General features: G+C 71.6%; 21 protein-coding genes and 1 pseudogene. 14 read left to right on the top strand and 8 right to left on the bottom strand.

Annotation, left to right across the window (positions count from 1 at the left end):
* Positions 1–36 precede the first annotated feature (36 nt).
* Positions 37–306, bottom strand: a complete 270-nt coding sequence (locus C6376_RS13505) for a WhiB family transcriptional regulator (RefSeq protein WP_020128551.1) — start codon at positions 304–306, stop codon at positions 37–39.
* A gap of 732 nt (positions 307–1,038) precedes the next feature.
* Between C6376_RS13505 and C6376_RS13495 the strand changes: the two genes are divergently transcribed.
* The 4 genes from C6376_RS13495 (at position 1,039) to C6376_RS13480 (ending at position 5,306) form a co-directional block, all read left to right on the top strand.
* Entirely contained in the window at positions 1,039–1,584 is a 546-nt protein-coding gene (locus C6376_RS13495) for a cysteine dioxygenase family protein (RefSeq protein ID WP_107443645.1), read from the top strand.
* A 229-nt stretch (positions 1,585–1,813) separates the two neighbouring features.
* On the top strand, positions 1,814–2,773 hold the full coding sequence (gene cofD, locus C6376_RS13490) for a 2-phospho-L-lactate transferase (RefSeq protein WP_107443644.1): 960 nt from the start codon (positions 1,814–1,816) through the stop codon (positions 2,771–2,773).
* Positions 2,770–4,104, top strand: coding sequence for a coenzyme F420-0:L-glutamate ligase (locus tag C6376_RS13485; protein WP_107443643.1), 1,335 nt, complete (start codon positions 2,770–2,772; stop codon positions 4,102–4,104). Before cofD ends, C6376_RS13485 begins: the two co-directional genes overlap by 4 nt.
* A 143-nt stretch (positions 4,105–4,247) precedes the next feature.
* Entirely contained in the window at positions 4,248–5,306 is a 1,059-nt protein-coding gene (locus C6376_RS13480) for a DNA-3-methyladenine glycosylase (RefSeq protein ID WP_107443642.1), read from the top strand.
* A gap of 147 nt (positions 5,307–5,453) precedes the next feature.
* Here the strand turns inward: C6376_RS13480 and C6376_RS13475 are convergent, their stop codons facing one another.
* Positions 5,454–6,536 carry a sugar phosphate nucleotidyltransferase gene (locus tag C6376_RS13475; RefSeq protein ID WP_107443641.1) on the bottom strand — a complete coding sequence of 361 codons (1,083 nt, stop codon included), beginning with the start codon at positions 6,534–6,536 and terminating at the stop codon, positions 5,454–5,456.
* Positions 6,537–6,817: 281 nt separating this feature from the next.
* Complete coding sequence (locus tag C6376_RS13470) at positions 6,818–8,470, bottom strand: peptidoglycan recognition protein (RefSeq protein WP_107443640.1); 1,653 nt, start codon at positions 8,468–8,470, stop codon at positions 6,818–6,820.
* 140 nt (positions 8,471–8,610) lie between these two features.
* Here C6376_RS13470 and C6376_RS13465 point away from each other — a divergent pair, with 140 nt between their 5' ends.
* From C6376_RS13465 to C6376_RS13450, 4 genes are all read left to right on the top strand, one after another.
* On the top strand, positions 8,611–9,369 hold the full coding sequence (locus C6376_RS13465; RefSeq protein ID WP_107443639.1) for a TIGR03089 family protein: 759 nt from the start codon (positions 8,611–8,613) through the stop codon (positions 9,367–9,369).
* 240 nt (positions 9,370–9,609) lie between these two features.
* Positions 9,610–10,839, top strand: coding sequence for an LCP family protein (locus tag C6376_RS13460; RefSeq protein ID WP_107443638.1), 1,230 nt, complete (start codon positions 9,610–9,612; stop codon positions 10,837–10,839).
* A gap of 252 nt (positions 10,840–11,091) precedes the next feature.
* Entirely contained in the window at positions 11,092–12,852 is a 1,761-nt protein-coding gene (locus C6376_RS13455; RefSeq protein ID WP_107443637.1) for an LCP family protein, read from the top strand.
* 418 nt (positions 12,853–13,270) lie between these two features.
* Positions 13,271–14,851 (top strand): LCP family protein, encoded by a 1,581-nt coding sequence (locus tag C6376_RS13450; protein WP_107443636.1) that lies wholly within the window; start codon positions 13,271–13,273, stop codon positions 14,849–14,851.
* 158 nt (positions 14,852–15,009) lie between these two features.
* Here the strand turns inward: C6376_RS13450 and C6376_RS13445 are convergent, their stop codons facing one another.
* Entirely contained in the window at positions 15,010–16,038 is a 1,029-nt protein-coding gene (locus C6376_RS13445) for a glycosyltransferase family 2 protein (RefSeq protein WP_107443635.1), read from the bottom strand.
* 131 nt (positions 16,039–16,169) lie between these two features.
* On the opposite strand from C6376_RS13445, the gene C6376_RS13440 reads away from it, so the two are divergent.
* Positions 16,170–17,630 carry an LCP family protein gene (locus C6376_RS13440; protein WP_107443634.1) on the top strand — a complete coding sequence of 487 codons (1,461 nt, stop codon included), beginning with the start codon at positions 16,170–16,172 and terminating at the stop codon, positions 17,628–17,630.
* Between the two features lie 147 nt (positions 17,631–17,777).
* Positions 17,778–18,140, top strand: a complete 363-nt coding sequence (locus tag C6376_RS13435; RefSeq protein WP_107443633.1) for a four-helix bundle copper-binding protein — start codon at positions 17,778–17,780, stop codon at positions 18,138–18,140.
* Between the two features lie 118 nt (positions 18,141–18,258).
* On the opposite strand, the gene C6376_RS13430 is transcribed toward C6376_RS13435, so the two are convergent.
* A complete protein-coding gene (locus C6376_RS13430; protein WP_107443632.1) occupies positions 18,259–19,542 on the bottom strand; it encodes an LCP family protein in 1,284 nt (427 codons plus the stop codon).
* 120 nt (positions 19,543–19,662) lie between these two features.
* On the opposite strand from C6376_RS13430, the gene C6376_RS13425 reads away from it, so the two are divergent.
* Positions 19,663–20,223 carry an acyl-CoA thioesterase gene (locus C6376_RS13425; protein ID WP_107443631.1) on the top strand — a complete coding sequence of 187 codons (561 nt, stop codon included), beginning with the start codon at positions 19,663–19,665 and terminating at the stop codon, positions 20,221–20,223.
* A 228-nt stretch (positions 20,224–20,451) separates the two neighbouring features.
* Here the strand turns inward: C6376_RS13425 and C6376_RS13420 are convergent, their stop codons facing one another.
* Together C6376_RS13420 and C6376_RS13415 are read right to left on the bottom strand one after the other, a co-directional pair.
* Positions 20,452–21,237 carry a hypothetical protein gene (locus C6376_RS13420; RefSeq protein WP_107443630.1) on the bottom strand — a complete coding sequence of 262 codons (786 nt, stop codon included), beginning with the start codon at positions 21,235–21,237 and terminating at the stop codon, positions 20,452–20,454.
* 259 nt (positions 21,238–21,496) lie between these two features.
* A complete protein-coding gene (locus C6376_RS13415) occupies positions 21,497–22,654 on the bottom strand; it encodes an acyl-CoA dehydrogenase (protein ID WP_107443629.1) in 1,158 nt (385 codons plus the stop codon).
* A gap of 196 nt (positions 22,655–22,850) precedes the next feature.
* Here C6376_RS13415 and C6376_RS13410 point away from each other — a divergent pair, with 196 nt between their 5' ends.
* The 3 genes and pseudogenes from C6376_RS13410 (at position 22,851) to C6376_RS13400 (ending at position 24,932) form a co-directional block, all read left to right on the top strand.
* Positions 22,851–24,194, top strand: coding sequence for a UDP-glucose/GDP-mannose dehydrogenase family protein (locus C6376_RS13410; RefSeq protein WP_107443628.1), 1,344 nt, complete (start codon positions 22,851–22,853; stop codon positions 24,192–24,194).
* A 238-nt stretch (positions 24,195–24,432) separates the two neighbouring features.
* Positions 24,433–24,507, top strand: a pseudogene (locus C6376_RS46390) (VOC family protein); the annotation flags it as partial.
* A gap of 17 nt (positions 24,508–24,524) precedes the next feature.
* Positions 24,525–24,932: a VOC family protein gene (locus tag C6376_RS13400; protein ID WP_107443627.1), complete on the top strand. Its 408-nt coding sequence runs from the start codon at positions 24,525–24,527 to the stop codon at positions 24,930–24,932.
* Between the two features lie 122 nt (positions 24,933–25,054).
* On the opposite strand, the gene C6376_RS46120 is transcribed toward C6376_RS13400, so the two are convergent.
* Complete coding sequence (locus C6376_RS46120; RefSeq protein WP_301554693.1) at positions 25,055–25,186, bottom strand: hypothetical protein; 132 nt, start codon at positions 25,184–25,186, stop codon at positions 25,055–25,057.
* Position 25,187 lies beyond the last annotated feature (1 nt).

Raw genomic sequence — 25,187 nt, 5'->3', positions numbered from 1 at the left:
TGCCGTGCCGCCGCCCCTGTGCCCGGCGGGCGGCGCTCAGACCGCGGCCTTTTTCAGTCGGCGGCGCTCCCGCTCGGACAGGCCGCCCCAGATGCCGAATCTCTCGTCGTTCGCGAGGGCGTACTCGAGACATTCGGAGCGGACCTCGCAGGCGAGGCAGACCTTCTTGGCCTCGCGGGTGGAGCCGCCCTTCTCGGGGAAGAAGGACTCGGGATCGGTCTGGGCGCACAGCGCGCGCTCCTGCCAGCCGAGTTCCTCGTCCGCGTCGTCGACGTCGACCAGCAGTTGCTGCACCAGCTCGGTCATGTGCGCCCCTCGCTCTGTCTTTCGCGTCCCCGTGACGTGGCCGTTACCGATTCCGGCTGAACGACACGAGTGAAATTACAAGTGTGCTGCTCCGGGCGAGTCAAGCCGAGATCTGCTATTGGGCCCCTTATTCACTCTGCGGAACCAAGGCCATGCGTTAAGTGTTCAAATCGCCATAAACCTTGACAGGCAGATGAAGCCCCGGAGGGCCGCCGGCCCCGCGCGGTGCTTGTACGGGGAAGGACGCCCAGAGGTTCGATCTCGTTGCGGCACGCGCCCGGAAGCGAAGCGGATCACAACCCGATCACGGATCGCCGTACGGCTTGCGCGCCCGGCATGTGCGCCATGTGTCCCGGTCGGCGCGTGCACAAACCTTTCACCTCGGAGATGAACCTGATGAGGTGAACCACGTCCCACATCCTGGGTGTCGAGTTGACAGTGAAGGTGTGAGCCGCTGTCCTAGTGGGCATGCTCGCGAACTTGGCACTCACCTCGACCGGCTCCGCCGGGTCCCACGGTGCTGCCCGCGCTCGCTGTAGCTGTTGTCGCTGTTCCAGCTGTTGAGCCCAACGCGCTCCGGCTGTACCCGTCGAGTCCACCTCGACTCGGCCGTTGTCTTCCTCCGGCCCGCACCAGGGCCTCGCTGATCCCCCCGTGATCCGGGCGGACGGTACGCGGCATCCCGCCGACCCCCCTTCTTTCCGCCTCTTCCTCCGAGGAACACCGCACCCCATGAACAGCGACAGCGACCTCCAGATCGCCGGCGACATCCTCGAAGTCCCGCACCTCCTCCAGGCGCCGCGCGAGCATCCGGCCACGGTGGCCGAGTTCGTCGGCCTGGCCCGCTCCCTCGCGGGCGACCGCTCCCAGTGGGAGCACCTGGTCCGCTACGACGCGACGACCCGCTGGTACCACCGGCTGCGCACCGGTCCCGGCTACGAGGTGTGGCTGCTGTCCTGGGTGCCCGGCCAGGGCAGCGGACTGCACGACCACGGCCGTTCCTCCGGAGTGCTCACGGTCCTGGACGGAGCGCTGACCGAGCGCACGGAGCGTGGCAAGCGGGTGCTCGCGGCCGGCGCGCAGCGTGTGTTCGCGCCCGGGTACGCGCACGAGGTCGTCAACGACGCGCTGGAGCCCGCGGTCAGTCTGCACGTGTACTTCCCGGGGCTCACGGAGATGACCATGCTCACCGGGTCGCGGAGCGGTGCGGCCGACGCGGCCGCCGTGGCCTGCACACCCCTCGGCGCGCAGGGAGCCGCGGGCATCGCCGACGCGTAGGCGAGGGCCCCGGCGGGCAGCCCGGCCGCGCCGACGTCGTCGGCGTGCCGGTCGCGGGCATGCCGGTCGCGGGCGTGCTGTCGGACGCCCGTCGAAAGTCCTGCGGTGGGCGTCGGCCGGAGGGGGCGGGAGGCGGGGACGCTCGGGCGGGTGACCGGGATGTCCACAAGCCGCCCGTCGTCCACAACCGGGCGTCGCGCCGTCGGCGCCGCCTGCGAGACTTGCCCTCATGCGCATTGTGGTTCTGGCAGGCGGCATCGGCGGTGCCCGGTTCCTGCGCGGTCTGAAGCAGGCCGCGCCGGACGCGGACGTCACGGTCATCGGCAACACCGGCGACGACATCCATCTCTTCGGGCTGAAGGTCTGCCCGGACCTCGACACGGTGATGTACACGCTCGGTGGCGGCATCAACGAGGAGCAGGGCTGGGGACGGTCGGACGAGACCTTCCACCTGAAGGAGGAGCTCGCGGCGTACGGCGCCGGACCGGGGTGGTTCGGGCTGGGCGACCGCGATTTCGCCACGCACATCGTGCGGACGCAGATGATCGGTGCCGGATATCCGCTGAGCGCGGTCACCGAGGCCCTGTGCGACCGGTGGAAGCCGGGCGTACGGCTGATCCCCATGACGGACGACCGGGTCGAGACACATGTCGCCGTCGAGGTCGACGGCGAGCGCAGGGCCGTGCACTTCCAGGAGTACTGGGTACGGATGCGCGCGTCGGTGCCGGCGGTGGCCGTCGTGCCGGTCGGCGCCGAGCAGGCCAAGCCGGCGCCGGGGGTGCTGGAGGCGATCGCCGAGGCGGACGTCGTCCTCTTCCCGCCGTCGAATCCGGTCGTCTCCGTCGGCACGATCCTCGCCGTGCCCGGCATCCGTGAGGCGATCGCCGAGGCCGGCGTGCCGGTGGTGGGGCTGTCCCCCATCGTCGGCGACGCGCCGGTGCGCGGCATGGCCGACAAGGTGCTCGCCGCGGTCGGCGTCGAGTCGACGGCCGCGGCGGTGGCCGAGCACTACGGCTCGGGGCTGCTCGACGGCTGGCTCGTCGACACGGTGGACGCGGGCGCCGTCGGGAAGGTGGAGGCGGCCGGGGTCCGCTGCCGGGCCGTCCCTTTGATGATGACCGACCTCGAGGCGACCGCGCAGATGGCGCGGGAGGCGTTGCGGCTGGCCGAGGAGGTGCGGACCGCATGAGCGGGTCCACCGGGAACGGCTACCGGGTCTGGGCCGTGGCCGGGCTGCCCGAAGTGCGGTCCGGCGACGACCTCGCCAAGCTGATCGCCTCCGCCGAGCCTCGGCTCGCCGACGGGGACGTACTGCTCGTCACCTCCAAGATCGTGTCCAAGGCGGAGGGCCGGATCGTCCGGGCGGACGACCGGGAGGCCGCGATCGACGCCGAGACGGTCCGGGTCGTGGCCCGGCGCGGAGCGCTGCGGATCGTCGAGAACCGACAGGGCCTGGTGATGGCCGCCGCAGGCGTCGACGCCTCCAACACCCCTGCCGGGACGGTGCTGTTGCTGCCCGAGGACCCCGACGCGTCCGCGCGGGCGCTGCGGGACGGGCTGCGGGACGCGCTCGGTGTCGACGTCGGCGTCCTCGTCACCGACACCTTCGGGCGTCCGTGGCGGGCCGGGCTCACGGACGTCGCGATCGGCGCCGCCGGCGTACGGGTGCTGGACGACCTGCGCGGGGGCACGGACGCCCACGGCAATCCGCTGAGCGCGACGGTCGTGGCCACGGCGGACGAGCTGGCCGCCGCGGGGGATCTCGTGAAGGGCAAGGCGGCCGGGCTCCCCGTGGCCGTGGTGCGCGGACTCGGACACGTCGTCGTGACCGAGGACGACGCGACGGGGTCCATCGAGGCCGCGGCGGGCGCCCGGGCCATGGTGCGCGGCGCGCGCGACGACATGTTCCGCCTCGGGACCTCCGAGGCGGTCCGGCTGGCCGTGACCCAGCGGCGCACGGTGCGCTCCTTCACCGACGAGCCGGTCGACCCGGGAGCGGTCCGGCGGGCGGTGGCCGCGGCCGTCACCGCGCCGGCCCCGCATCACACCACGCCGTGGCGGTTCGTGCTGCTCGAGTCGCAGGCGTCGAGGACCCGGCTGCTGGACGCCATGCGGGACGCGTGGATCGCCGATCTGCGCAGGGACGGGAAGTCCGAGGAGTCCATCGCGAAACGGGTGCGGCGGGGCGACGTCCTGCGCCACGCGCCGTATCTCGTCGTCCCCTGTCTGGTGATGGACGGCTCGCACACCTACGGGGACGCCCGGCGCGACGCGGCCGAGCGGGAGATGTTCGTGGTGGCGGCCGGCGCCGGCGTGCAGAACTTCCTGGTCGCGCTGGCCGGCGAGCGCCTCGGGTCCGCGTGGGTGTCGTCGACGATGTTCTGCCGGGACGTGGTCCGCGAGGTCCTCGAACTGCCGCAGGACTGGGACCCGATGGGCGCGGTGGCGGTCGGACACGCGGCCGGGGAGCCGCGGGCGCGCGGGGAGCGGGAGGTGGCCGACTTCGTCGAGGTGCGCTGACCGCACCGTCGTCCGACCCTTACTCTCGTCCGGCCCTTACTCTCGTCCGACCTGGACCTACCTGGGCCCGGACCCGACCCCGACCTCTCGTCCGACATCCACCTACCGTCCGACCCCTCCTCGCACGACCCGGGACTTCACTCGTGGCAGGACGTTTCTCTCCCCGGCCCACCCGCACCACCGTGCGCGGCGGTCATGTAGGCGTGCCCGCCGGGGTGCCCCGGCAGGCTCCGGCTCCGGCTCCGGCTCCGGCTCCGGCTCCGGCTCCGGCTCCGGCTCCGGCTCCGGCTCCGGGGAGGGTGCGGCACTGGGCGCCCGAGGGGCCGCTCGACCTCGGGCTGGTGCTCGGTCCGCTGCGCCGCGGGCCGGGTGATCCGACGTTCCGGGCGACGCCGGACGGGTCCGTGTGGCGGGCCAGCCTCACCCCCGCCGGGCCGGGGACGTTGCGCGTGGCCGCCCACGACGGGACGGTGCGCGCCGAGGCGTGGGGGCCCGGGGCGGAGTGGCTGCTGGAGCAGTTGCCGGAGCTGCTCGGAGCGGCGGACGCGCCGGAGGCCTTCGAGCCCCGTCACCGCGTGGTGGCGACGGCCCGGCACCGACGGCCGGGGCTCCGGCTGACACGGACCGGGCTGGTGCTGGAGTCGCTGATCCCGTCGATCCTGGAACAGAAGGTCACGACGGACGAGGCGTATCGGGCGTGGCGGCTGCTGGTCCGCAAGTTCGGCGAGCCGGCGCCCGGACCCGCGGCCGACGGACGGCTGTGGGTGATGCCGGCGCCGCGGACATGGGCGCTGATCCCCTCGTGGGAGTGGCACCGGGCGGGCGTCGACGACAAGCGGGCGTCGACGATCCTGCGGGCCGTCCGGGTGGCGGGGCGGCTGGAGGAGTCGCTGCGGATGGAGCCGGCCGCGGCACAGGCCCGGCTGGAGGTGGTGCCGGGGATCGGGCCGTGGACATCGGCGGAGACCGTACAGCGCAGTCACGGCGCGGCGGACGCGGTGACCGTGGGGGACCTGCATCTGCCGGGGATCGTGGGGTGGGCGCTGGCCGGGGACCGCGACGCCGACGACTCGGTGATGCTGGAGTTGCTGGAGCCGTATGCGGGCCAGCGGCACCGAGCGGCCCGGCTGATCCTGCTGAGCGGGCGGACGCCGGCTCGGCGGGCCCCGAAGATGCCTCGGTGGGACATCGGGACGTTGTGAGGGGCCCGCTCCCCCGGCCGGGCCCGCTCCGCGCGGGCGGGGGGTCGGGGCGGCGGGAAGGGCGGGGGTCGGCGAGAAGGGCGAGGGCGCCCGGGAGGAATGTCACGCCGGCCCGGCACGGGGAGCTGCCCCTGTCAGGGCTGAGCGCTACCGGTCGGACGAGAACCGCACCGCGCCCGCCGGGATTCTCGCCTCGCACCACACCCGCGCGCCCTCGCGGAACTCGTTGTCGGCGCCGACGACCGCCCCGTCGCCGATCACCGCGCCGGTGAGGACGGAGCGTTCGCCCACCCGGGCCCGGGTCCCGACCAGGGAGTCGGTGATCACCGCGCCGGGTTCGATGACCGCGCCGGGAAGGATCGTCGAGCCGAAGATCCGCGCGCCCTCCGCCACGAACGCGCCCTCGCCCACCACCGTGCCGCCGGTCAGCTTCGCGTCCGCCGCGACCTGTGCCGTCGGCAGGACGAGGCGGTCGCCGCAGCGGCCGGGGACCGCCGGGGACGGGGCGCGGCCGAGAACCAGGTCCGCCGAGCCCCGGACGAAGGCTGCCGGGGTGCCCAGGTCCAGCCAGTACGTCGAGTCGACCATGCCCTGGAGACGGGCGCCGGCCGCGAGCAGGCCGGGGAAGGTCTCGCGCTCCACGGACACCGGGCGGCCTGCCGGGATGGTGTCGATGACCGAGCGGCGGAAGACGTACGCTCCCGCGTTGATCTGGTCGGTGACGATCTCCTCGGGCGTCTGCGGCTTCTCCAGGAACGCGAGGACCCTGCCCGTCTCGTCGGTGGGCACCAGACCGTAGGCGCGCGGGTCCGTCACCCTGGTCAGGTGGAGGGAGACGTCCGCGCCCGTCGTCTCGTGCGTGGTCACCAGGCGTCCGATGTCCAGTCCGGTGAGGATGTCGCCGTTGAAGACCAGCACCGGGGCTTCCGGGGCGGAGGTGAGACGGGACGCCACGTTGCGGATCGCGCCGCCCGTGCCGAGGGGCTCCTCCTCGGTCACGTACTCGAGGTGCAGGCCCAGCGCCGAGCCGTCGCCGAAGTACGGTTCGAAGACCTCGGCCAGATAGCTCGTCGCGAGGACGACGTGGTCCACGCCGGCCGCTCTCGCCCGCGCCAGTTGGTGCGCGAGGAACGGCACCCCTGCCGCCCTGACCATGGGTTTGGGCGTGTGCACCGTGAGGGGGCGCAGCCGGGTGCCCTTGCCGCCGACCAGGAGGATCGCTTCTGTCACCTTCGTCTCTGCTTCCTGCCGGGATCGGCCGAACTGTCTTTCGGCGGGCCAGTGTATGCAGACCGTCGTGTGGCGGCTTCCAGGCCGTCGGCGTTCCGTCCCGGTCGCGGCGGGCCGTTCCCGGACGGCGGGACGCTGAGATCGGCGGACGACGAGGACGGCGGCACGACGAGGACGGCGGCACGACGCGCCCCGCGGACGACGAGGCTCGCCCACGACGAGGCCGACCGGCTGCGAAACCGGTCGGCCAGGACGTCGCGGCGCGTCAGCGCCTGGGTGCGTCAGCGGCCCTGGTAGCCCGCCGAGGTCGAGCGGGCCGTGCCGAGCCTGCCGTAGAGCTGTTTGCCCGGGCACTCCGTGGCGAACCCGTCACGATGGCCGGAGATCACGTTGAGCCGTACGTTCCTGCCTTTCGCGTAGAGGTTGCCGCCCCCGGACGTCAGGTATGTCTTCCCCTTCGGGTTCGCCCCGAAGAGACCGAGTTTCCACGCCGTCAGCCGGGCGACGGCGTTGACCGTGGCGGAGTTCGGCTTGGCGGACGTGAACGTGCCGAGGACGGCGATCCCCATGCTGTTGCTGTTGAAACCGAGGGTGTGGGCGCCCAGGACCGGCTCCGCCACTCCCCCGGCGCGGCCCTCGTAGATCCTTCCGCACTTGTCGACCAGGAAGTTGTAGCCGATGTCGCGCCAGCCCATGCTCCTGACGTGATAGCGGTAGATACCGCGGATCACGGACGGGGCCTGTGAGCACGAGTAGCTGTTGCCCGAGGCCGTGTGGTGGACGAACGCCGCCTTCACCTTCGTCGTGTAGCGGAAGCCGCTCTCCCGCAGCTTCTCGTCGGCGCCCCAGCCGCGGCGCGTGACGATGCTCGGGCGCGGGCCGATGTACGGCTTCGCCCGCTGGGCCGCGGTCAGCTCGGCCCCGCGCAGGTCGATCAGTTCGCGTTCGGTGTCCGCGCGGTCCAGCGCCGGGATCTGTTCGGCGCCGAGCGGCGCGAGGGAGGCGTTGGCCGCGGAGGCCTCGGCCACCTCGGCGGACAGGCCGGTCGCCGATTTCGTGTCGTCCGTGTCGTTCGCGTCGGCCGCGTCGGCCGTGTCGGCCGTGTCGGCCGTCCCGAACAGGCCGAACGGGTCGAACGGGTCGGCCGGGTCGAACTCGTCCAGGGCCTGTGACGCCTGCGGGAGCTCGGGGGCGGGCGCCCGCCCGGTGCCGGCGGTCAGCGCGCGGCCGCGCGGTGGGCCCGCCTGGGCCTGCGCGGGCGGCGCCGCCCCCGGGTCCACCAGTTCCAGGTGCAGGCCGGAGGGGAGCGGTGCGGTGGTGGTGAGGGTCTGAGCGCCCCGGGCCATGTTCCGCGTACGGCGTTCGGTGTCCGGGTGGACGCGGACCTCGACGCCGTCGGAGTCGCCGACCCACAGCGGGGCGGTGGCTCCGCGGACCCGCCCGGAGGCGCTCTCGGCCGTGCCGGGGTCGGCGCCGTGGTCGGCGTTGTGGGTCTCGACGTCCTGCCAGCCGGACCAGGCGTCGGCGCCGGTCCGGCGGATGCGGACCTGGACGCGGCCGTGCAGTTCGAGGGCCGGGTCGTCCCAGACGACGCCGAGGAGGGAGAAGTGGCGGACGTTCCGCCGGGGCAGGCCCTGTTCCACCACCGCGCCGGCGAGGGCGCGGTCGCGGCCGAGGGGAGCCAGGGGCAGCGACTGGGTGCTGCCCGGGAGTTCGGGATGGTCTGGACGGTCGGGGAGCTCGCGGAGCTCCGGGCGGTCGGGAACGGATCCCGTGGTCGCGGTGTCGGGGCTCGTGGCCCTGGTCGTCCCGGTGGGCGCCGCCTCCGCGGTCGGCGCGGGTCGCACCGTCGCCGCGTTGGCGGGCGGCGTCAGCGGGAGGGCGAGAGCCGCCGCACAGGTGACACCGATCGAGGTAGCAAGCAATCCACGCATGCCACCGATCCTGGACATAGTCATACATTTCTGTCCATCGGGGAGTTGACGGACCGTCGGGATGCGTTCCGCCGAACCGGTGGCCCCGGGCGGGCCCCGCGACCGGTGCCGCGGCACGCTCGGCGCGTACGCTTGCGCGGGTGACTGCCACCGATCGCACCCCTGCCGACCTGCTGCGTTCCGCGCTCGCCGCCGATCCCGCACGCCCCCTGGTGACCTTCTACGACGACGCCACGGGCGAGCGGGTCGAATTGTCCGTGGCCACGTTCGCCAACTGGGTGGCCAAGACCGCCAACCTCCTTCAGGACGGCCTCTCCGCCGAGCCCGGCGACCGGGTCGCACTGCTGTTGCCCGCGCACTGGCAGACGGCGGTGTGGCTGCTGGCGTGCGCCTCGGTCGGCGTCGTCGCGGACATCGAGGGGGACCCCGCACGCGCCGACCACGTCGTCGCCGGGCCCGGCCGGTTCGAGGCGGGGCTGGCTTGCCGGGGCGAGCGGTACGCGCTGTCGCTCGCCCCGCTCGGACGCCGGTTCGTGCCGGGACCTCCCGAGGGCTACGACGACTACGCGGTGAACGTCCCGAGTTTCGGGGACCGATTCGCGCCCTACGCTCCCGTGGACCCCGAGGAGCCCGCGCTGATCGTGGCCGGGGCGGAGTACACCGGCGCGGAGATCGTGGAACGCGCGCGGGCGGAGGCGTCGGGGCTGGGCCTGACGGGACCCGGGGCGCGGCTGCTGTCGGGGCTGCCGTACGACACGTGGGAGGGGCTCAGCGCCGGGCTCTACGCGCCGCTGGCGAGCGGGGGGTCGGTGGTGCTCTGCCGGAACCTGGCGGAGGCCGACGAGGAGGTCGTGGCGAGGCGGATCGAGGCGGAGCGGGTGTCCGCGACGGCCCGGTAGGCGTGGGGCGACGCCGTCGGCGGCGGGCGCAGCCGGGGACCGCAGGCCCCCGGACCCCGCCGCCGGCACCGAAGGGACCTCGGCCCCACACGCCGGACGGGCTGGCTCCGTGCGCCGCGCGAACCCTCACCCGACGCTGCCGTCGCCCGTTCGGCTCACTTCCGGCCGCCCCCTCCCCGGACTTCGGGTCATCGTCGTAGGAGCAGCTCTGCGCGCTCGTGCGGGAGGGGTGGATCGGACGTGACGTACTCCGGTGGTGGGCGTGGGCCCCTCGGGCCGGGGACGGGGGCGTCCGCCGACGGGCGGGGGCTCGCGCGGCGGCGTCGGCGGCGGTGGGCGCGGTACGGGGCGGGGGCGGGGGCCGTGGTCGTACTGGGGGTCGGAGTGGCCGGCTGGGCCGTCTACATGAAGCTCGACGGCAACATCACGCCCGACAACGCGGCCGCGGCGGAGCTCGCGCGGTACGCGAAGGAACGGCCGACCTCGCTGGTGAAGGACGCGCAGAACATCCTGGTCATCGGGTCCGACTCGCGTTCGGGGGACGGGAACGGGAAGTACGGGCGGGACTCCGGGACCGAGCGGTCCGACACCACGATCCTGCTGCATCTGGCCGCCGGGCGGCGCAGCGCGACCGCCGTCTCACTGCCGCGTGACCTGATGGTGGACGTGCCGGGGTGCCTGCGGCGGGACGGCAAGCGGGCGGAGCCGACGTTCGCCATGTTCAACTACGCCTTCCAGAGCGGGGGTTCGGCCTGCGCCATCCGGACGGTGGAGAGGCTGACCGGAGTGCGCATCGACCATCACGTCGTCGTCGACTTCAGCGGGTTCAAGGACATGGTCGACGCCGTGGACGGGGTGCAGGTCTGCCTGAAGGCGCCGATCAGCGACAAGGCCGCCAAGCTGCGGCTGCCCGCCGGAAAGGTCACGTTGAACGGGGAGCAGGCGCTGGGGTACGTGCGGGCCCGCAAGTCGCTCGGGGACGGCAGCGACACCGAACGGATGGAACGGCAGCAACGGTTCCTGGGGGCGCTCGTCAACAAGGTGCAGAGCAATGACGTCCTGCTGAACCCGGTGAAGCTGTATCCGTTGCTGGACGCGGCCACGTCCTCGCTCACCACCGACCCGGATCTGGCGAGTCTGCGCGGCCTGTACGCACTGGTGCGCGGCCTGCGGCACATTCCTACCGAAAACGTGCAGTTTCTGACTGTTCCACGTGAGCCGTATGTCCACGACGCGAACCGTGACCAACTGGTGCGGCCCGAGGCGGAGAAGCTCTTCGACCGACTGCGGACCGACACACCGATCTCGGTTTCTCAGAAAATTCCCACGGGCTCCCCCCTCCCGGGGTCGGGCGACCACGTTGCGTATCGATCGGCGTGGACGACCGGAACGGCTTTCGGGACGGTTTCGCCCACTCCGCCCGCTCCCACCTTCCGCGGCAACACCGCCGCCGAGGACGACTGCGGGTAAAGCGCTTGCCAAGGGGATCCCTCCCGGGGAACTGGAGTTCCAGGAAATGGGGCGGATTGCCCGCTTGTAGGGGCGTGGAATTTGTCACGGCCGTGGCTCGACGCTGAACTGGGCGGATAGTGTGAGCGATCCGGTGCACCCGGCAGCGAGGGCCTCAGGCCCTTCCCGGGGTCGCGCACCGAGTGACCGAGACCCGAGCGCCTTAGAGGGGGTAAAGGCGCCGCGTGGCCCCGACGGAGGATTCGGACAATCGTGGACGCGCAAGGCCGTGGGCGGGCGGACGACATCGATCCCGCAGACCAGTGGGTACTCAACCCGGACACCGGTGAATACGAACTGCGACTGGGCGCTTCCGGAGCGCAGTCGACCGTCCCCCGACCGCGTGGATCCGCCGCGGACCGGGTCGGCGGCCCGGACCGGGCGCGCGGCCGCACGGCGGCGTCCGACCGGGAGTCGTCGTCGCCCCAGCAGCCGCAGAACGCGGACCTCCCGGGCCCCAGAAGGCGCCGTGGCGCACCACCGCCGGAGGAGCCGGCGAGCCGGCGCGGCCGGCGTCCGGTGAAGAAGAAGTCGAAGGCGAAGAAGATCCTGGTGTGGACCGGCGGCACCATGGCGTTCGTCCTGATCGGCGTCGCCGGGGCGGGCTACCTGTACCTCAAGCACCTCGAAGGCAACGTCACCACGACGGACGTCGGCAGCGCGGGCAAGAGCGGCTTCAGCAAGGACGAGGCCTTCAACATCCTGATCATCGGCACCGACAAGCGCACCGGCAAGGGCAACGAGGGGTACGGCGACAAGGGCAGTGTCGGTCACGCCGACACCAACATCCTGCTGCACGTCTCCAAGGACCGTACGAACGCGACCGCGCTGAGCATCCCGCGCGACTTGATCGTCGACGTCCCGAACTGCCCGACGAAGCAGCCCGACGGCAGTGAGAAGGACATCCCGGGTACGCACAACGTCCGCTTCAACACCAGCCTCGGTCAGGACGGCCGGGACGCGGGCTGCACCATGCGCACCGTCAAGGAGGTCACCGGCATCACGGTGGACCACTTCATGATGGCGGACTTCAACGCGGTGAAGACGCTGACGACGGCGGTGGGCGGGGTCGAGGTGTGCCTCGCGCACTCCGTCAACGACAAGGAGTCGAAGCTGAAGCTCCCCGCCGGCGAGTCGGTGGTCGAGGGTGAGCAGGCGCTGGCGTTCGTGCGCACCCGGCACAGCTTCGGCAACCAGGGCGACCTCGACCGCATCAAGGTGCAGCAGCAGTTCCTGAGTTCCCTCATGCGCAAGATGTCCTCCAGCGACACCCTCACCAGCCCCACGAAACTGGTGAGTCTGGCCGAGGCCGCCACGAAGGCGCTGACCGTCGACACGGGCATCGGCAAGGTCAGCACGCTGAAGGACGTGGCGCTGCAGCTGAAGAAGGTCCCCCCGAAGAACATCACGTTCCTGACGGTGCCCGTGATCGACAACCCGGCCGAGAAGGTCAAGGCGACCGTCGTCGTCGACCAGACGCGTGCGCCCCAGGTCTTCCAGATGATCACGAGCGACACGTCCTTCACCGAGGTGAAGAAGGAGGCGGCGAAGGAGAAGGCCGCCATCGCCGCCCGCCTCAAGGGCACGAAGTCCGCCGCCTCGGACGTGCGTGTGCGGATCCTCAACGGCGGTGCCCCCGGGGGCAGTGCGCAGGAGCAGCTGACCTGGCTGCAGACCGAGGCGGACGTGACCAAGTCCGAGAACGCCGGCAACGCGGGGGCCGTCCAGAGCACGACGACGCTCGAGTACGCACCCGACCAGGCGGACCAGGCACGCCGGCTGGCGGACATCATGGGCCTGTCCGGAGCGGCGATGAAGCCGGGCAAGAGCGTCACCAACGCCCAGGGAAAGCCGACGATGACCCTCGTCCTCGGCAAGGACTTCAAGGGCGCCGGGGTGAAGCTGAACTCCTCCACCGTGGCCACGCCGGACGTGGAGAAGTCCACGGCGGACAAGGTCCAGTGCGCCCGCTGACTCGGCGAAACGAGTGACCTGCGGGTCTGCCGCACGTCGCACGGCACGGGCGGCCGGGTCCTTCGGGTTCCCGGTCGCCGGTGTCCGTGCCGCGCCGTCCGGCTCGGAACGCAACCATTCGGGACGCAGGTCTGTCTGACAACCGGCACCGCTGCGCCGAGGACGATTCGGTCCGGCAGCACACGGTCAGCGGTGCCGGACCGTGATTTTACCGACGCGAAGCCAACCCGGTCCGGGCCTGGAAGGGTCTGACAGGTTGCGAACGAGTGTCGGAAAGGGTGGACCGACAGGGTGCGCTCGCGCCGACCGGGCGAAGCCCTGGCGCCGAGCACGGCCTGTCGGGTAACGGGTGGGGAGGGGCACGAAGTTGGGGCAGAGCAGGGTGCAGCAGGGAAAGGCTTCCGCAGTCGAGGACACGATGTCCCTCGCGCCGCAGGATCGCGACGTGTCGGCCGAAGCGGGAGGGCCCGGCGGAAACGGGCGTCGCCGACAGGGCCGCGGAACCGACCGGCCTCGTCGCAGACGACGTGTACTTCGCTGGTCCGCGATAGTGCTCGCGGTGGTGATATCGGGGACCGCCGGTGCCGGATACCTGTACTACCAGCACCTGAACGGCAACATCCAGAAGGGCGAGCGCAGCAGCGGCGACTCGAAGGCGAAGAAGACGGCGGCCAACACGGCCGGGCAGACGCCGCTGAACATCCTGCTGATCGGCTCCGACAGCCGTAACTCCGACGAGAACGTGGCGCTCGGTGGCAGCAGGGACAACCGCGGCAACCCGCCCCTGGGCGATGTGCAGATGCTCATTCACCTGTCCGCCGACCGCAAGAGCGCCGCGGTGGTGAGCATCCCCCGTGACACCCGGGTCGACATCCCCCGGTGCAAGGACGCGGAGACCGGCAAGACCTATCCGAAGATCAACACCATCATCAACGAGTCGCTGGCCCGTGGCGGCGCCGGTTGCACGCTGGCCACCTGGCAGAACCTCACCGGTGTCTACATCGACCACTGGATGACGATCGACTTCTCGGGCGTGGTGCGCATGGCGGACGCCATCGGCGGCGTCGAGGTCTGCGTGAAGCAGAACGTGTGGGACCGCGGGGGCTCCGGCCTGAAGATGAAGGCCGGCACGAAGAACGTCGAGGGCGAGCAGGCACTCCAGTGGCTGCGCACCCGCCACGCCTGGGGCAGTGACCTCCTGCGGGCCCGCGCCCAGCACATGTACCTGAACTCGATGATCCGCACGCTGCAGCACCAGAACGTCTTCACCGACACGGGCCGGCTGATGAACCTGGCCGAGGCGGCCACGAAGTCCCTGAAGGTCTCCGAGGAGATCGGCACGGTCAAGAAGCTGTACGACCTGGGCATGCAGCTCAAGACGGTGCCGGCGAACCGCATCACCATGACGACGATGCCGAACGTCGAGGACCCGCGGGACCGCAACCACGTGGTGCCGGCCGGCGCCGACGCCGAGAAGGTGTGGGCGATGATCCGCGACGACGTGCCGTTCGACGCCAACGGATCGGCCTCGGACGCGAAGAAGCCGGCGACCGGGGAGAAGCTCTCCAAGGATCCGGCGGCACCCGACGACAAGATCGCCGTGCAGGTGCGCAACGGCACGCGGAGCGGCACACGGGCCGCGGTGCCCGGGCGGGCCGGCACGATCGCCAGGCAGCTCACCGGCAAGGGGTTCACGCAGGCGGTGGCGGACTCCTCGGCACTGCTCGACATGGACAGGACGGTCGTCCGCTACCCCAGCGCGGACCTGGAGGGTGACGCCCAGCGCGTCGCCAAGGCGCTGGGCATTCCGATGGGTTCGGTGGAACGCACCAGCGACACCTCGGGGGTCACCGTCGTCGTGGGCGCCGACTGGCGTTCGGGGACGGCCTATCCCAAGCAGGCGGCGCCGAAGGCCGGGGACATCCCCGACAACGCCGACGCCATCAACGGGTCGGACAGCACTCCCTGCATGGACGTGTACTCGCCCTACCGCTGGTAGCCCGGCCGGCGCCCAGGACACCGGTGGTCCGGCGGGCGCCGGTTCGCACCTGACCCGAGGGGCACACGACGAAGGGGCTCGCCGTCACTCGACGGCGAGCCCCACGCGGTGGTGCCGCCTTCTCCCGCAGGTCCCGGCATCTCGGCGGGCATGGGCCCTCACCTATCGCTGAGGACCGCCGGCCGCCGGGACGCGATGACCCTCCGGGCCAGCGCCTTCGGGCTGGTCAGGAAGCCGAGGCCCCACGACATGTGCATGGTGGCGAGAGCGAGGGGAATCTGCAGCCGCGCCTTCGCCGGCAGACCCCGGCCGGCCGGCAGCGACCCGGCGACGATCGCCGCGAGGTAGCCGCCGGGGATCACGAAGCCCAGCGGGGTGAGCGCGGCGCCCACCACGATCCCGGCGGCTATCGCGCACACCGCCGTGGGCGGGGCGAGGTAGCGCAGGTTGATGGAGCCCTCGTGGTAGCGGGCCACGACGTGCCGCCAACGCCCGTAGTCCTTGTACTGCTTGGCGAGCGCCTTCACGCTGGGCCGGGGCCGGTAGGACACCCGCAGCTCCGGCGAGAACCAGATGAGACCGCCGGCCTCCCGGATCCGGAAGTTCAGCTCCCAGTCCTGGGCGCGGATGAACTCCTCGTTGTAACCGCCCTGTTGCTCCAGCGCCTCGCGCCGGAAGACACCGAGGTACACGGTCTCGGCGGGACCGGCCTGCCCTCCCGTGTGGAAGGCGGCGTTGCCGACCCCGATCTTCGACGTCATGGCCGCGGCGACGGCGTGCTCCCAGTCGTTCTCGCCCTCGGCGTGCATGATGCCGCCGACGTTCTGCGCGCCGGTCTCCTCCAGGAGCCGCACGGCGGTGGCGATGTAGTTCGGCGAGAGCATCCCGTGCCCGTCGACGCGGACGACGATCGGATGGCGGGAGGCCTTGATCGCGGCGTTCAGCGCGGCGGGCGTGCGCCCGGTGGGATTGGGGACCGTGTGCACGCGGGAGTCCTCCGCGACGAGCTGGGCGGCGATCTCGTCCGTCCGGTCCGTGGACGGACCGATGGCGATCACGACCTCCATCTCGCCTGCGTACTCCTGCGCGAGGATCGCTTGGACTGCTCCGCGCAGATGCCGCTCCTCGTTGAGGACGGGCATGATGACGGACACGGCGGGGAGCTGCACGTCGGGCTTGGCGTTCATAGGGGGCTCACGTTACCGCGAACGGGGGACAGCACCGGCCCCGCCGGGTGTGCTGCACCGGTCGGCAGATCGTATGGGCCTACCGTTCCAACGGCTTCCCCCACCCACGGCCGCCGCCCGGAGGTGCCCCCATGTCCGCCACACCGCCCCGGTCCCCGCGCCGCCCCCGCCCGCAGCGCCGCGTGCCCCCTCCTCCCGCCCGACGCCGGCGTCCCCGCTGGGCCGCGCGGGCGGCGACCACGCTCTCGGTGGTGCTGCTCGCCTCCGCGGGCATCGGCCACTCGGTGATCAGCAGCCTCGACGCCGGTATCGCCCGGGTCGACCCCTTCAAGGACATGAAGAACCGCCCGCGGGCCGGCCACGGCATGAACGTGCTGCTGGTCGGCACCGACGGCCGCGACCGGATCAGCGCGGCGGAGCGCCGCCGGTACCGCCTGGGCGGGGCGCCCTGCCACTGCACCGACACCATCATGATCCTGCACGTCTCGGAGGACCGGGAGCGGGCCAGCGTGGTCAGCCTCCCGCGCGACTCCTACGCCGAGACGCCCCCGCACACCGACCAGGTCACCGGCAACGAACACCGCGGCCACCCCATCAGGATCAACGCGGCCTACGCGGAGGGCGGTCCGCAGCTGACCGTCCGCACGGTCGAGAACATGACGCGCGTCAAGATCGACCACTATCTGGAGGTCGACTTCACCAGCTTCATGAAGACCGTGGACGTTCTCGGCGGCGTGAAGATCTGCACGGCGACGCACCTGAAGGACACGTACACCGGCCTGGACCTGGAGCCGGGCGTGCACACCCTCGAGGGCGGCGAGGCCCTGCAGTACGTGCGCTCACGGCACGCCGACGCCTCCTCCGACCTCGGCCGGATGAAGCGTCAACAGCGCTTCCTGGCGGCCCTGCTGGACCGGGCCACCTCCTCGGGGGTGCTGCTGAACCCGCTGAGGTTTCGCGACGTGACCCGGGCGGTGCTCGGTTCGGTCCGGGCCGACCGGGGCTTCGGCGCGGACGAACTGCTGGACCTCGGGCGGGCCATGCGCACCTTCTCCCCGTCCTCCTCCGAGTTCGTCACCGTCCCCATCGGACAGATGGGGTACTTCGTGAAGGGTATCGGCTCGACGCTGAAGTGGGACCCGGTGAAGTCGCGGCGCCTCTTCCGGGCCCTGCGTGACGACAAGCCCCTCGCCGCGCACGCCCGGCGGCTCGACCGCCGGGTCGCGCGCGTGGAGGTGGCGCCGCAGCAGGTCCGCGTCCAGGTGGAGAACGGCACGCGCACCACGGGACTCGGCAGGCGGGTGGACGCGGCGCTCGCGGCGACGGGCTTCCGCACGACCGGGCAGCCGGTGAGCGCGGCCGACCCGACCGTCCGGCGCACGGTCGTCGCCTACGACCCGCGCTGGGACCGCTCCGCGAAGTCCCTCGCGACCGCCCTGCCGCACAGTGAGCTGCGGGCCGTCAAGGGGCTCGGGCCGACGCTGAAGGTGACCGCCGGGGCGGACTTCCGGGGCGTGCGCACGGTCCGGGCCACCGACCCGGAGCACGCGGAGTTCACCGTCCTACGCGGCGACGAGGTGGGCTGCTCCTAGGGGGTGCGTCGCGAAGGTCCCCCTCGCCGGTGCCGACGGGGCTCCGATGGCGGGGGCGCGTGGGAGGGCGTAGGACGGAAGGGCACGCATCGGGCCCGCCCGGCGCCCCCTCATTTCCGCACGGGCCCCTCACCACCAGGAGGAGCCATGACCCAGCCCGGAACCATGAACGCCATGAGCAGCCAGATGCAGGACTGCGTCGAGGCCTGCATGTCCTGCCACAGCATGTGCGAGGAGACCATGAGCTCCTGCATGCAGATGGGCGGCCAGGCCCAGATGCAGATCATGCGCGCACTGCTGGACTGCTCCGAGACCACCCGCATGTGCGCCGACATGATGATGCGGCGCTCGCCCATGGCGACCGAGATGTGCGCGATGTGCGCCAAGGCGTGCGACATGTGCGCCGAGGCGTGTATGGCCATGCCGGACGATCCTCAGATGACGCGCTGCGCGGAGTCCTGTCGCCGCTGCGCCGAGATGTGCCGCACGATGGCCGGCGCCACGATGTGACGCGACGCCGCCGGAACGCGGGCCGGACCACGGGATCGGCACCCGCGGCCGGCACACGGAAAGGGGCGCCCGGTGCGGGCGCCCCTTTCCTCGAGCGGGAGGTCCGGGCCGGTCCGGGTCAGTTGCCCGTGACGGTGACCTTCTCGTCGTTGTTCAGCTCGTTCACCAGCTGCTTCACCTTCGCCTTGTCCCAGACGAGGTTGCCGCCGGAGGAGCCCGAGATCGGCATGTTCAGCGAGGTGCCGTCGCCGCCGTTGACGCCCTTCATCGCGAAGAACATGGACCCGAGGTCGTACAGCCCCATGTCCTTGTCGACGATGAGCGAGTCGAGGCCGGCGCCCATCGTCGGGTACAGCTTGAAGGGGTTCAGGACCGTGCCGGGGGTCGCCACCTCGTGGGCGAGGGCCGCGAGGAACTTCTGCTGGTTCTTGGTGCGCTGCAGGTCGGACGCGGCGAACGCGTGGCGGGTGCGGACGAAGGCCAGCGCCTCCTCGCCGTTCAGCTTCTGCTTGCCCGCCTGGAAGTCGGCGCCGGAGTACTTGTCCTTGAAGGCCTTGTCGATGGTGATCTCGACGCCGCCGACCGCGTCCACGATGCTCGCGAAGCCGGCGAAGCCGATCTCCACGTAGTGGTCGATGCGCAGGCCGGTGTTGAACTCGATCGTGCGCACCAGCAGCTCGGGGCCGTCCGTGGCGTACGCGGCGTTCAGCTTGATGTGCCGGCCGGTGCCCTTGTACGTCTTGCCGGACTCGGAACCGACGAACGTCGGGAGCTCGACGTCCGAGTCGCGCGGCAGCGAGATCAGGGTGTCGCCGCCCGACCCGACGTGCAGGATCATCATCGAGTCGGTGCGCTTGCCCTCGGCGGAGCCGGTGTGCAGCTTCTTCTTCTCCTCGGCGGACATGCCCTCGCGGCTGTCGGAGCCGACGATCAGGTAGTTGGTGCCGTCGCCGCCCTCGGGCCGGTCGATGACCTTCGACAGGTCGACCTCGCGCTTCAGCTTCCCGTCGGCCCAGAAGTAGGTACCCACCGTCGTCACGACCAGCACGGTCACGACGGTGATCGCCGTCCACTTGACACGGCGGCGCCAGTTCGGCGCGGGCCGCGGCCCACCGTCGGCGTATCCGCCGCTCCCCCCGCCGTCGCCGCCGTCACCGCCGTAGACCTGGCCCGTGTTGTAGCCGCTGTCGTATCCGGTCTGGCGGGCGTCGGTGTAGTCGCCGTATCCCTGGCCGTTGACGTACGACGGCTGCGGCGGGACGCCGGCGCCCTGCGGCGGCGCGGCCGGGCCGCGGCGGACCTGCCGCATGACTCGCGGGCTCTCGGGCTGCGCGTTCGCGCTGCCGCCGCCGTACCGGTTGCCGCGGTCCCTGTCGGACCATCCCTCGGGCCAATCGTTCATGCGGACCAGTGTGCAGGGCAGTGCTGTATGCCGGACAAGGGCCGTCGGAGAATCAGGGCCCTGCTGTTGCCAAGCTGACACAAAGTCCCGGCTTGTCCCCCGCACCATAAGGTGGAGGACATGACAGACCAGGTCACCGCAGCGGACTCGGGCAGCACCCCGGACATCCCGGGCAAGCCCACGTCGGCGTCCCGCACCACCCTCAGCCACATCATGACCCACAACGACACCAACCTCCTCGGCACGGTGCACGGCGGTGTGATCATGAAGCTCGTCGACGACGCGGCGGGCGCCGTGGCCGGCCGGCACTCCGGTGGCCCCGCCGTCACCGCGTCGATGGACGAGATGGCGTTTCTGGAGCCGGTCCGCGTCGGCGACCTCGTCCATGTGAAGGCGCAGGTCAACTGGACCGGCCGGACGTCGATGGAGGTCGGCGTGCGGGTCCTGGCCGAACGCTGGAACGAGTCCGCACCGGCCACCCAGGTCGGCTCGGCCTACCTGGTGTTCGCCGCCGTCGACGCCGACGGGAAGCCGCGCACGGTCCCGCCGGTCCTTCCTGAGACGGAACGCGACAGGCGGCGCTTCCAGGAGGCCCAGATCCGCCGCACCCACCGCCTGGCCCGCCGCCGGGCGATCATGGAACTGCGCGAGCGCCGGATCTCGGAGGGACTCGAGGACTGAGGCACCGCGCGATGAAAGCCCCGGCACGCCTTGCTCGGCCTCGGGTTCCGACGCGCCCGCCGGGGCCTTCCTTCCTGAGCGGACGCCTTTGAGGCAGGTTCCCCGCCATCACGATCCGCTGGACCTGGTTCGTGCCTTCACAAATCTGCGCGCTTTACCCGTCATACGGCCCTGACCTGCACGAACACCCCTCCCCGAGGAGCCCGCCCCAGCATTTCCCCATGAACTTCAGCAGTCTGCCCAGGGCGACGTGTTCCGCGTCATCTCGGCTGCCTCGGTGATGGCGCGTTGTCTGAGACCGCCGATCAGCTGCATCGTGACGGCGGCCAGGACGTCGTCCCCGCCGACGGTCCGCCCGTCCCCGCGACGGGTGGACAGGGCGAGGAGGGGATCCTTCAGCAGCGGGGCCGGGGCCGGCTCGCCCGGCACCACCAGACTGACCGTCCCGAACCGCTTGACCCCGCCCTCGCGGACGACCATGGCCGCGTCCCGGGCCAGGGCCGTCAGGAACACGCTCGCGATCCCGTCCAGGTCGCGGACCATCGCCGGGACCGCCCTCACCCCCCGGCTCCCCAGCAGCCTCCTCACCCCGGCCTCGAACCGGTGGGCGCCGGCCACACCACTCGGTGTACGCGCCCCGCGGCGTTCACGAAGGGACACGAGCGCGCCATCGGCGTCGCGCACCTCGCCCATCAGGCCGTGGAAGGTCGGGCTGTGCAGGTACCACTCCGATCCCACCTCCACCTCGACGTTCCGGTCGATCGCCGAGATGAGGTCCCTGGGAACCAGCCTCTTCCTGGCCTCCTCGGCCGCCGCGCTTCTCGCGCCCTCGATGATCTCCGTCAGCACGGTCCGCGTCACCGACGCGGCGCTCCACGCGGCCGACCGGGAGACGTGCAACGAGGTCACGCCCCGGAACACCGCCTTGACGAGCTGAGGCTTGAACGGCAGGTCGGTCACGACGGAAGCGGTCAGTGGACCGCTGCGCTCGGTGCGTAGGGGTCGTGCGGTCATCGAAGAAGGTGCTTTCCGTTGTCGGAGGTGTCAGTGGCCCGTGCGACGGAGGTCGCCTGATCCGGGTACGACGACAGCCCCCGGCAGCGCGCCGGAGGCTGTGTTGTCTGTGCAGGTCATTGGCTGTTCTCAGCCCGGCATCCGCCCAGGATTCCGCCAGCGTGACGCCCGGCAACGGCCCTGATCGGGCCGCGACGGACAGAAAGCCGAGGATACCCCTCCGGACCGTCGAAACAGCTTCTGACCTGCATAAACCCTGCTAGGGGAGGTTCCTCGCCATCACGATCCGCTGGACCTGGTTCGTGCCTTCGTAGATCTGCGTGATCTTCGCGTCGCGCATCATCCGCTCGACCGGGTAGTCGCGGGTGTAGCCGTAGCCGCCGAGGAGCTGGACGGCGTCCGTGGTGACCTCCATCGCCACGTCCGAGGCGAAGCACTTTGCGGCCGCGCCCTGGAAGGTGAGGTCGGAGTCCAGGCGCTCGGACTTGGCGGCCGCCGCGTAGGTCAGCTGGCGGGCGGCCTCGATCTTCATGGCCATGTCGGCGAGCATGAACTGGATGCCCTGGAAGTCGGCGATGGCCTTGCCGAACTGCTTGCGCTCCTGGACGTAGCCCTTGGCGTAGTCGAAGGCGCCCTGGGCGACGCCGAGGGCCTGGGCGGCGATCGTGATGCGGGTGTGGTCGAGCGTCTTCATCGCCGTCGCGAAGCCGGTGCCCTCCTCGCCTATCATGCGGTCGGCCGGGATGCGGACGTTGTCGAAGTAGACCTCGCGGGTCGGGGAGCCCTTGATGCCGAGCTTCTTCTCCGGCGCACCGAAGGAGACGCCGTCGTCCGACTTCTCGACGACGAAGGCGGAGATGCCCTTGCTGCGCTTCGTCGGGTCCGTCACGGCCATGACCGTGTAGTAGTCGCTCACGCCGGCGTTGGTGATCCAGCGCTTCACACCGTTGAGGATCCAGTGGTCGCCGTCGCGGACCGCCCTGGTCTTCATGCCGGCGGCGTCCGAGCCCGCGTCCGGCTCGGAGAGCGCGTACGAGAACATCGCGTCGCCCTTGGCGAGCGGCGAAAGGTACCTCTTCTTCAGGTCCTCGGAACCGGAGAGGATCACCGGGAGCGAACCCAGCTTGTTGACCGCGGGGATCAGCGAGGAGGACACGCAGACGCGGGCCACCTCCTCGATCACGATGACCGTCGCGAGGGCGTCGGCGCCCGCGCCGCCGTACTCCTCGGGGACGTGCACGGCATGCAGGTCGCTGGCCACCAGCGCGTCCAGCGCCTCCTGCGGGAAGCGTGCCTCCTCGTCCACCGCGGCGGCGAACGGCGCGATCTTCGCCTCCGAGAGCGAGCGGATGGCGTCGCGGAGCATGTCGTGCTCCTCGGACGGGCGGTACAGGTCGAAATCAGCCGATCCGGCCAAGGTGTCTCACGCTCCAAAGACGCTGCGGTCACCGTGCTAATTACCGTTAAGTAACTCAAATTTTAAAGCGCCGCCGAGCCTGGTGATACGTGACCTTGGCGACAGGGGTCCCGCCCCGGGATCTGCCCGGTGAAGAGCGTCCGCACGCCCCGACTATGCTCGGGCGCGCAGCGACCGGCATCCCCCAGGAGCATTCATGGCCCTCAACATCACCGTGATCGGCACCGGCTATCTCGGCGCCACGCACGCCGCGGCCATGGCCGAGATGGGATTCGAGGTGCTCGCTCTCGACGTGGTGCGCGAGAAGATCGAGATGCTCGAGCGCGGTGAGACGCCCATGTACGAGCCGGGTCTCGAGGAGCTGCTGCGCCGGCACGTCGCCGGGTTCGAGGGATCCAGCGGGCGGCTGCGGTTCACCCAGGACTGGGCCGAGGTGGGGGCGTTCGGCGACGTCCACTTCGTCTGCGTCAACACGCCGCAGAAGCACGGCGAGTACGCGTGCGACATGTCGTACGTCGAGTCCGCCCTCGCCTCGCTCGCCCCGCATCTGACGCGGCCCGCCCTGGTCGTCGGCAAGTCGACCGTGCCGGTGGGCTCCGCGGACCGGCTGGCCCGCATGATCGCCGAGCTCGCGCCGGCCGGTGAGGACGCCGAGCTCGCCTGGAACCCGGAGTTCCTGCGGGAGGGCTTCGCGGTGCAGGACACGCTGCACCCGGACCGGATCGTCGTCGGCGTGCGCAGCGAGCGGGCCGAGGCGCTGCTGCGGCAGGTGTACGAGACGCCCCTCGGGGAGGGCTCGCCGTTCGTCGTCACGGACTTCCCCACGGCCGAGCTGGTGAAGACGTCCGCGAACTCCTTCCTCGCCACCAAGATCTCCTTCATCAACGCCATGGCGGAGGTGTGCGAGGCGGCCGACGGCGACGTCGCCAAGCTGGCCGAGGCGATCGGCTACGACGACCGGATCGGCAAGAAGTTCCTGCGGGCCGGGATCGGCTTCGGCGGCGGCTGCCTGCCCAAGGACATCCGCGCCTTCATGGCCCGGGCCGGTGAGCTCGGGGCCGACCAGGCGCTGACCTTCCTGCGCGAGATCGACTCGATCAACATGCGCCAGCGGGGCCGGATGGTGGAGCTCGCCCGGCAGGCGCTTGGGGGCGGGTCCTTCCTGGGCCGGCGGATCGCCGTGCTCGGCGCCACCTTCAAGCCCGACTCGGACGACGTCCGGGACTCCCCCGCGCTCAACGTGGCCGGGCAGATCCATCTGCAGGGCGGTCAGGTCACGGTGTACGACCCGAAGGGGATGGACAACGCCCGCCGGCTCTTCCCCACCCTCGGTTACGCCCCCTCGGCGCTCGAGGCCGTGCGGGGCGCCGACGCGGTGCTGCATCTCACCGAGTGGCGTGAGTTCCGCGAGCTGGACCCGGCGGCGCTCGGTGAGGTCGCGACGACCCGGCTGATCCTCGACGGCCGCAACGCGCTCGACCCGCAGCTGTGGCGCAAGGCCGGCTGGACCTACCGGGGGATGGGCCGCCCGACGGCCTGACACCCGAGCCCGGTCCGGCAGGGGGCACCGGGGCCGCGCCGGCAAGAGGGGCCTCGCAGCCGCGGCGGGCGACGCCGGTTCGGCCGAGGCTCAGTCGGCCGAACCGGCGTCTTCCTGCATTCTGCACCACCGGCCTGTGCGACGGCCGGTGAACTGCTTCGACCGGGACCGGCGCATCGTGGCGCGGGTCCGCGGGCCCGCGGACCTGCGAGCACCGGCGGCCCCGGCCGGGGCCGCGGACACGGAGGACGGCTCGCGCGGGTGGCGTGTGTACGCCGATCCGGCCGGGCACCCGTTCTGCCCGTGCTCGTGCCGATCCAGGAGGGTTCCATGCCGCCCGTGGCCCGTTTTCGTTCCGTCGTCCTCGACTGTCCCGATCCGCGCGCGCTCGCCGGGTTCTACGCGGCGGTCCTGGGCGGCTCGCTGGATGCCGGGGAGGGCGAGGAGGGCGAGGACGACTGGATCGTCCTGCGCGTCCCCGACGGACCCAGGATCGCCTTCCAGCAGGTGGAGGGGTACACCCCGCCGGAATGGCCACGCGCGGACCGCAACCCGCAGCAGTTCCATCTGGACCTCGACGGCGGCGCGACCTGGGAGGAGATGGACGCCGCCCACGAGCGGGTGCTGGCGCTGGGAGCCCGCCCGCTGGACCTGGAGGACCGCGAGAAGAAGGACTTCCAGGTGTACGCCGACCCGGCCGGCCATCCCTTCTGCCTCTGCCGCATCGACCACGCGTGAACCGGCCGGCCCGGACGCCACCGCGTGGAGCAGCCGGCCCGGACGCCCCCGCAGGACACTCGGGGTACTCGCCCGGGCCGCGAAGTCGGCCCAGCGCGGCACGCGCTGCGCGTTGCCCCAGGTCAAGCAGGGGCGATGTCGGTCTCCGGCCAGCCGCGGCCCAGCAGCTCGGCGATCAGGTGCCGGTAGCCGGAGGCCGTCGGCAAGCTCCCGGTGGACAGGGCGTTCGGGGATACGCGGGCGAGGGCGGCCAAC

It is taken from the genome of Streptomyces sp. P3 (assembly GCF_003032475.1).
Taxonomy (GTDB): Bacteria; Actinomycetota; Actinomycetes; order Streptomycetales; family Streptomycetaceae; genus Streptomyces.
Note: the sequence above shows the minus strand (reverse complement) of the source record. Positions and strands in the feature narration are given on the sequence as shown.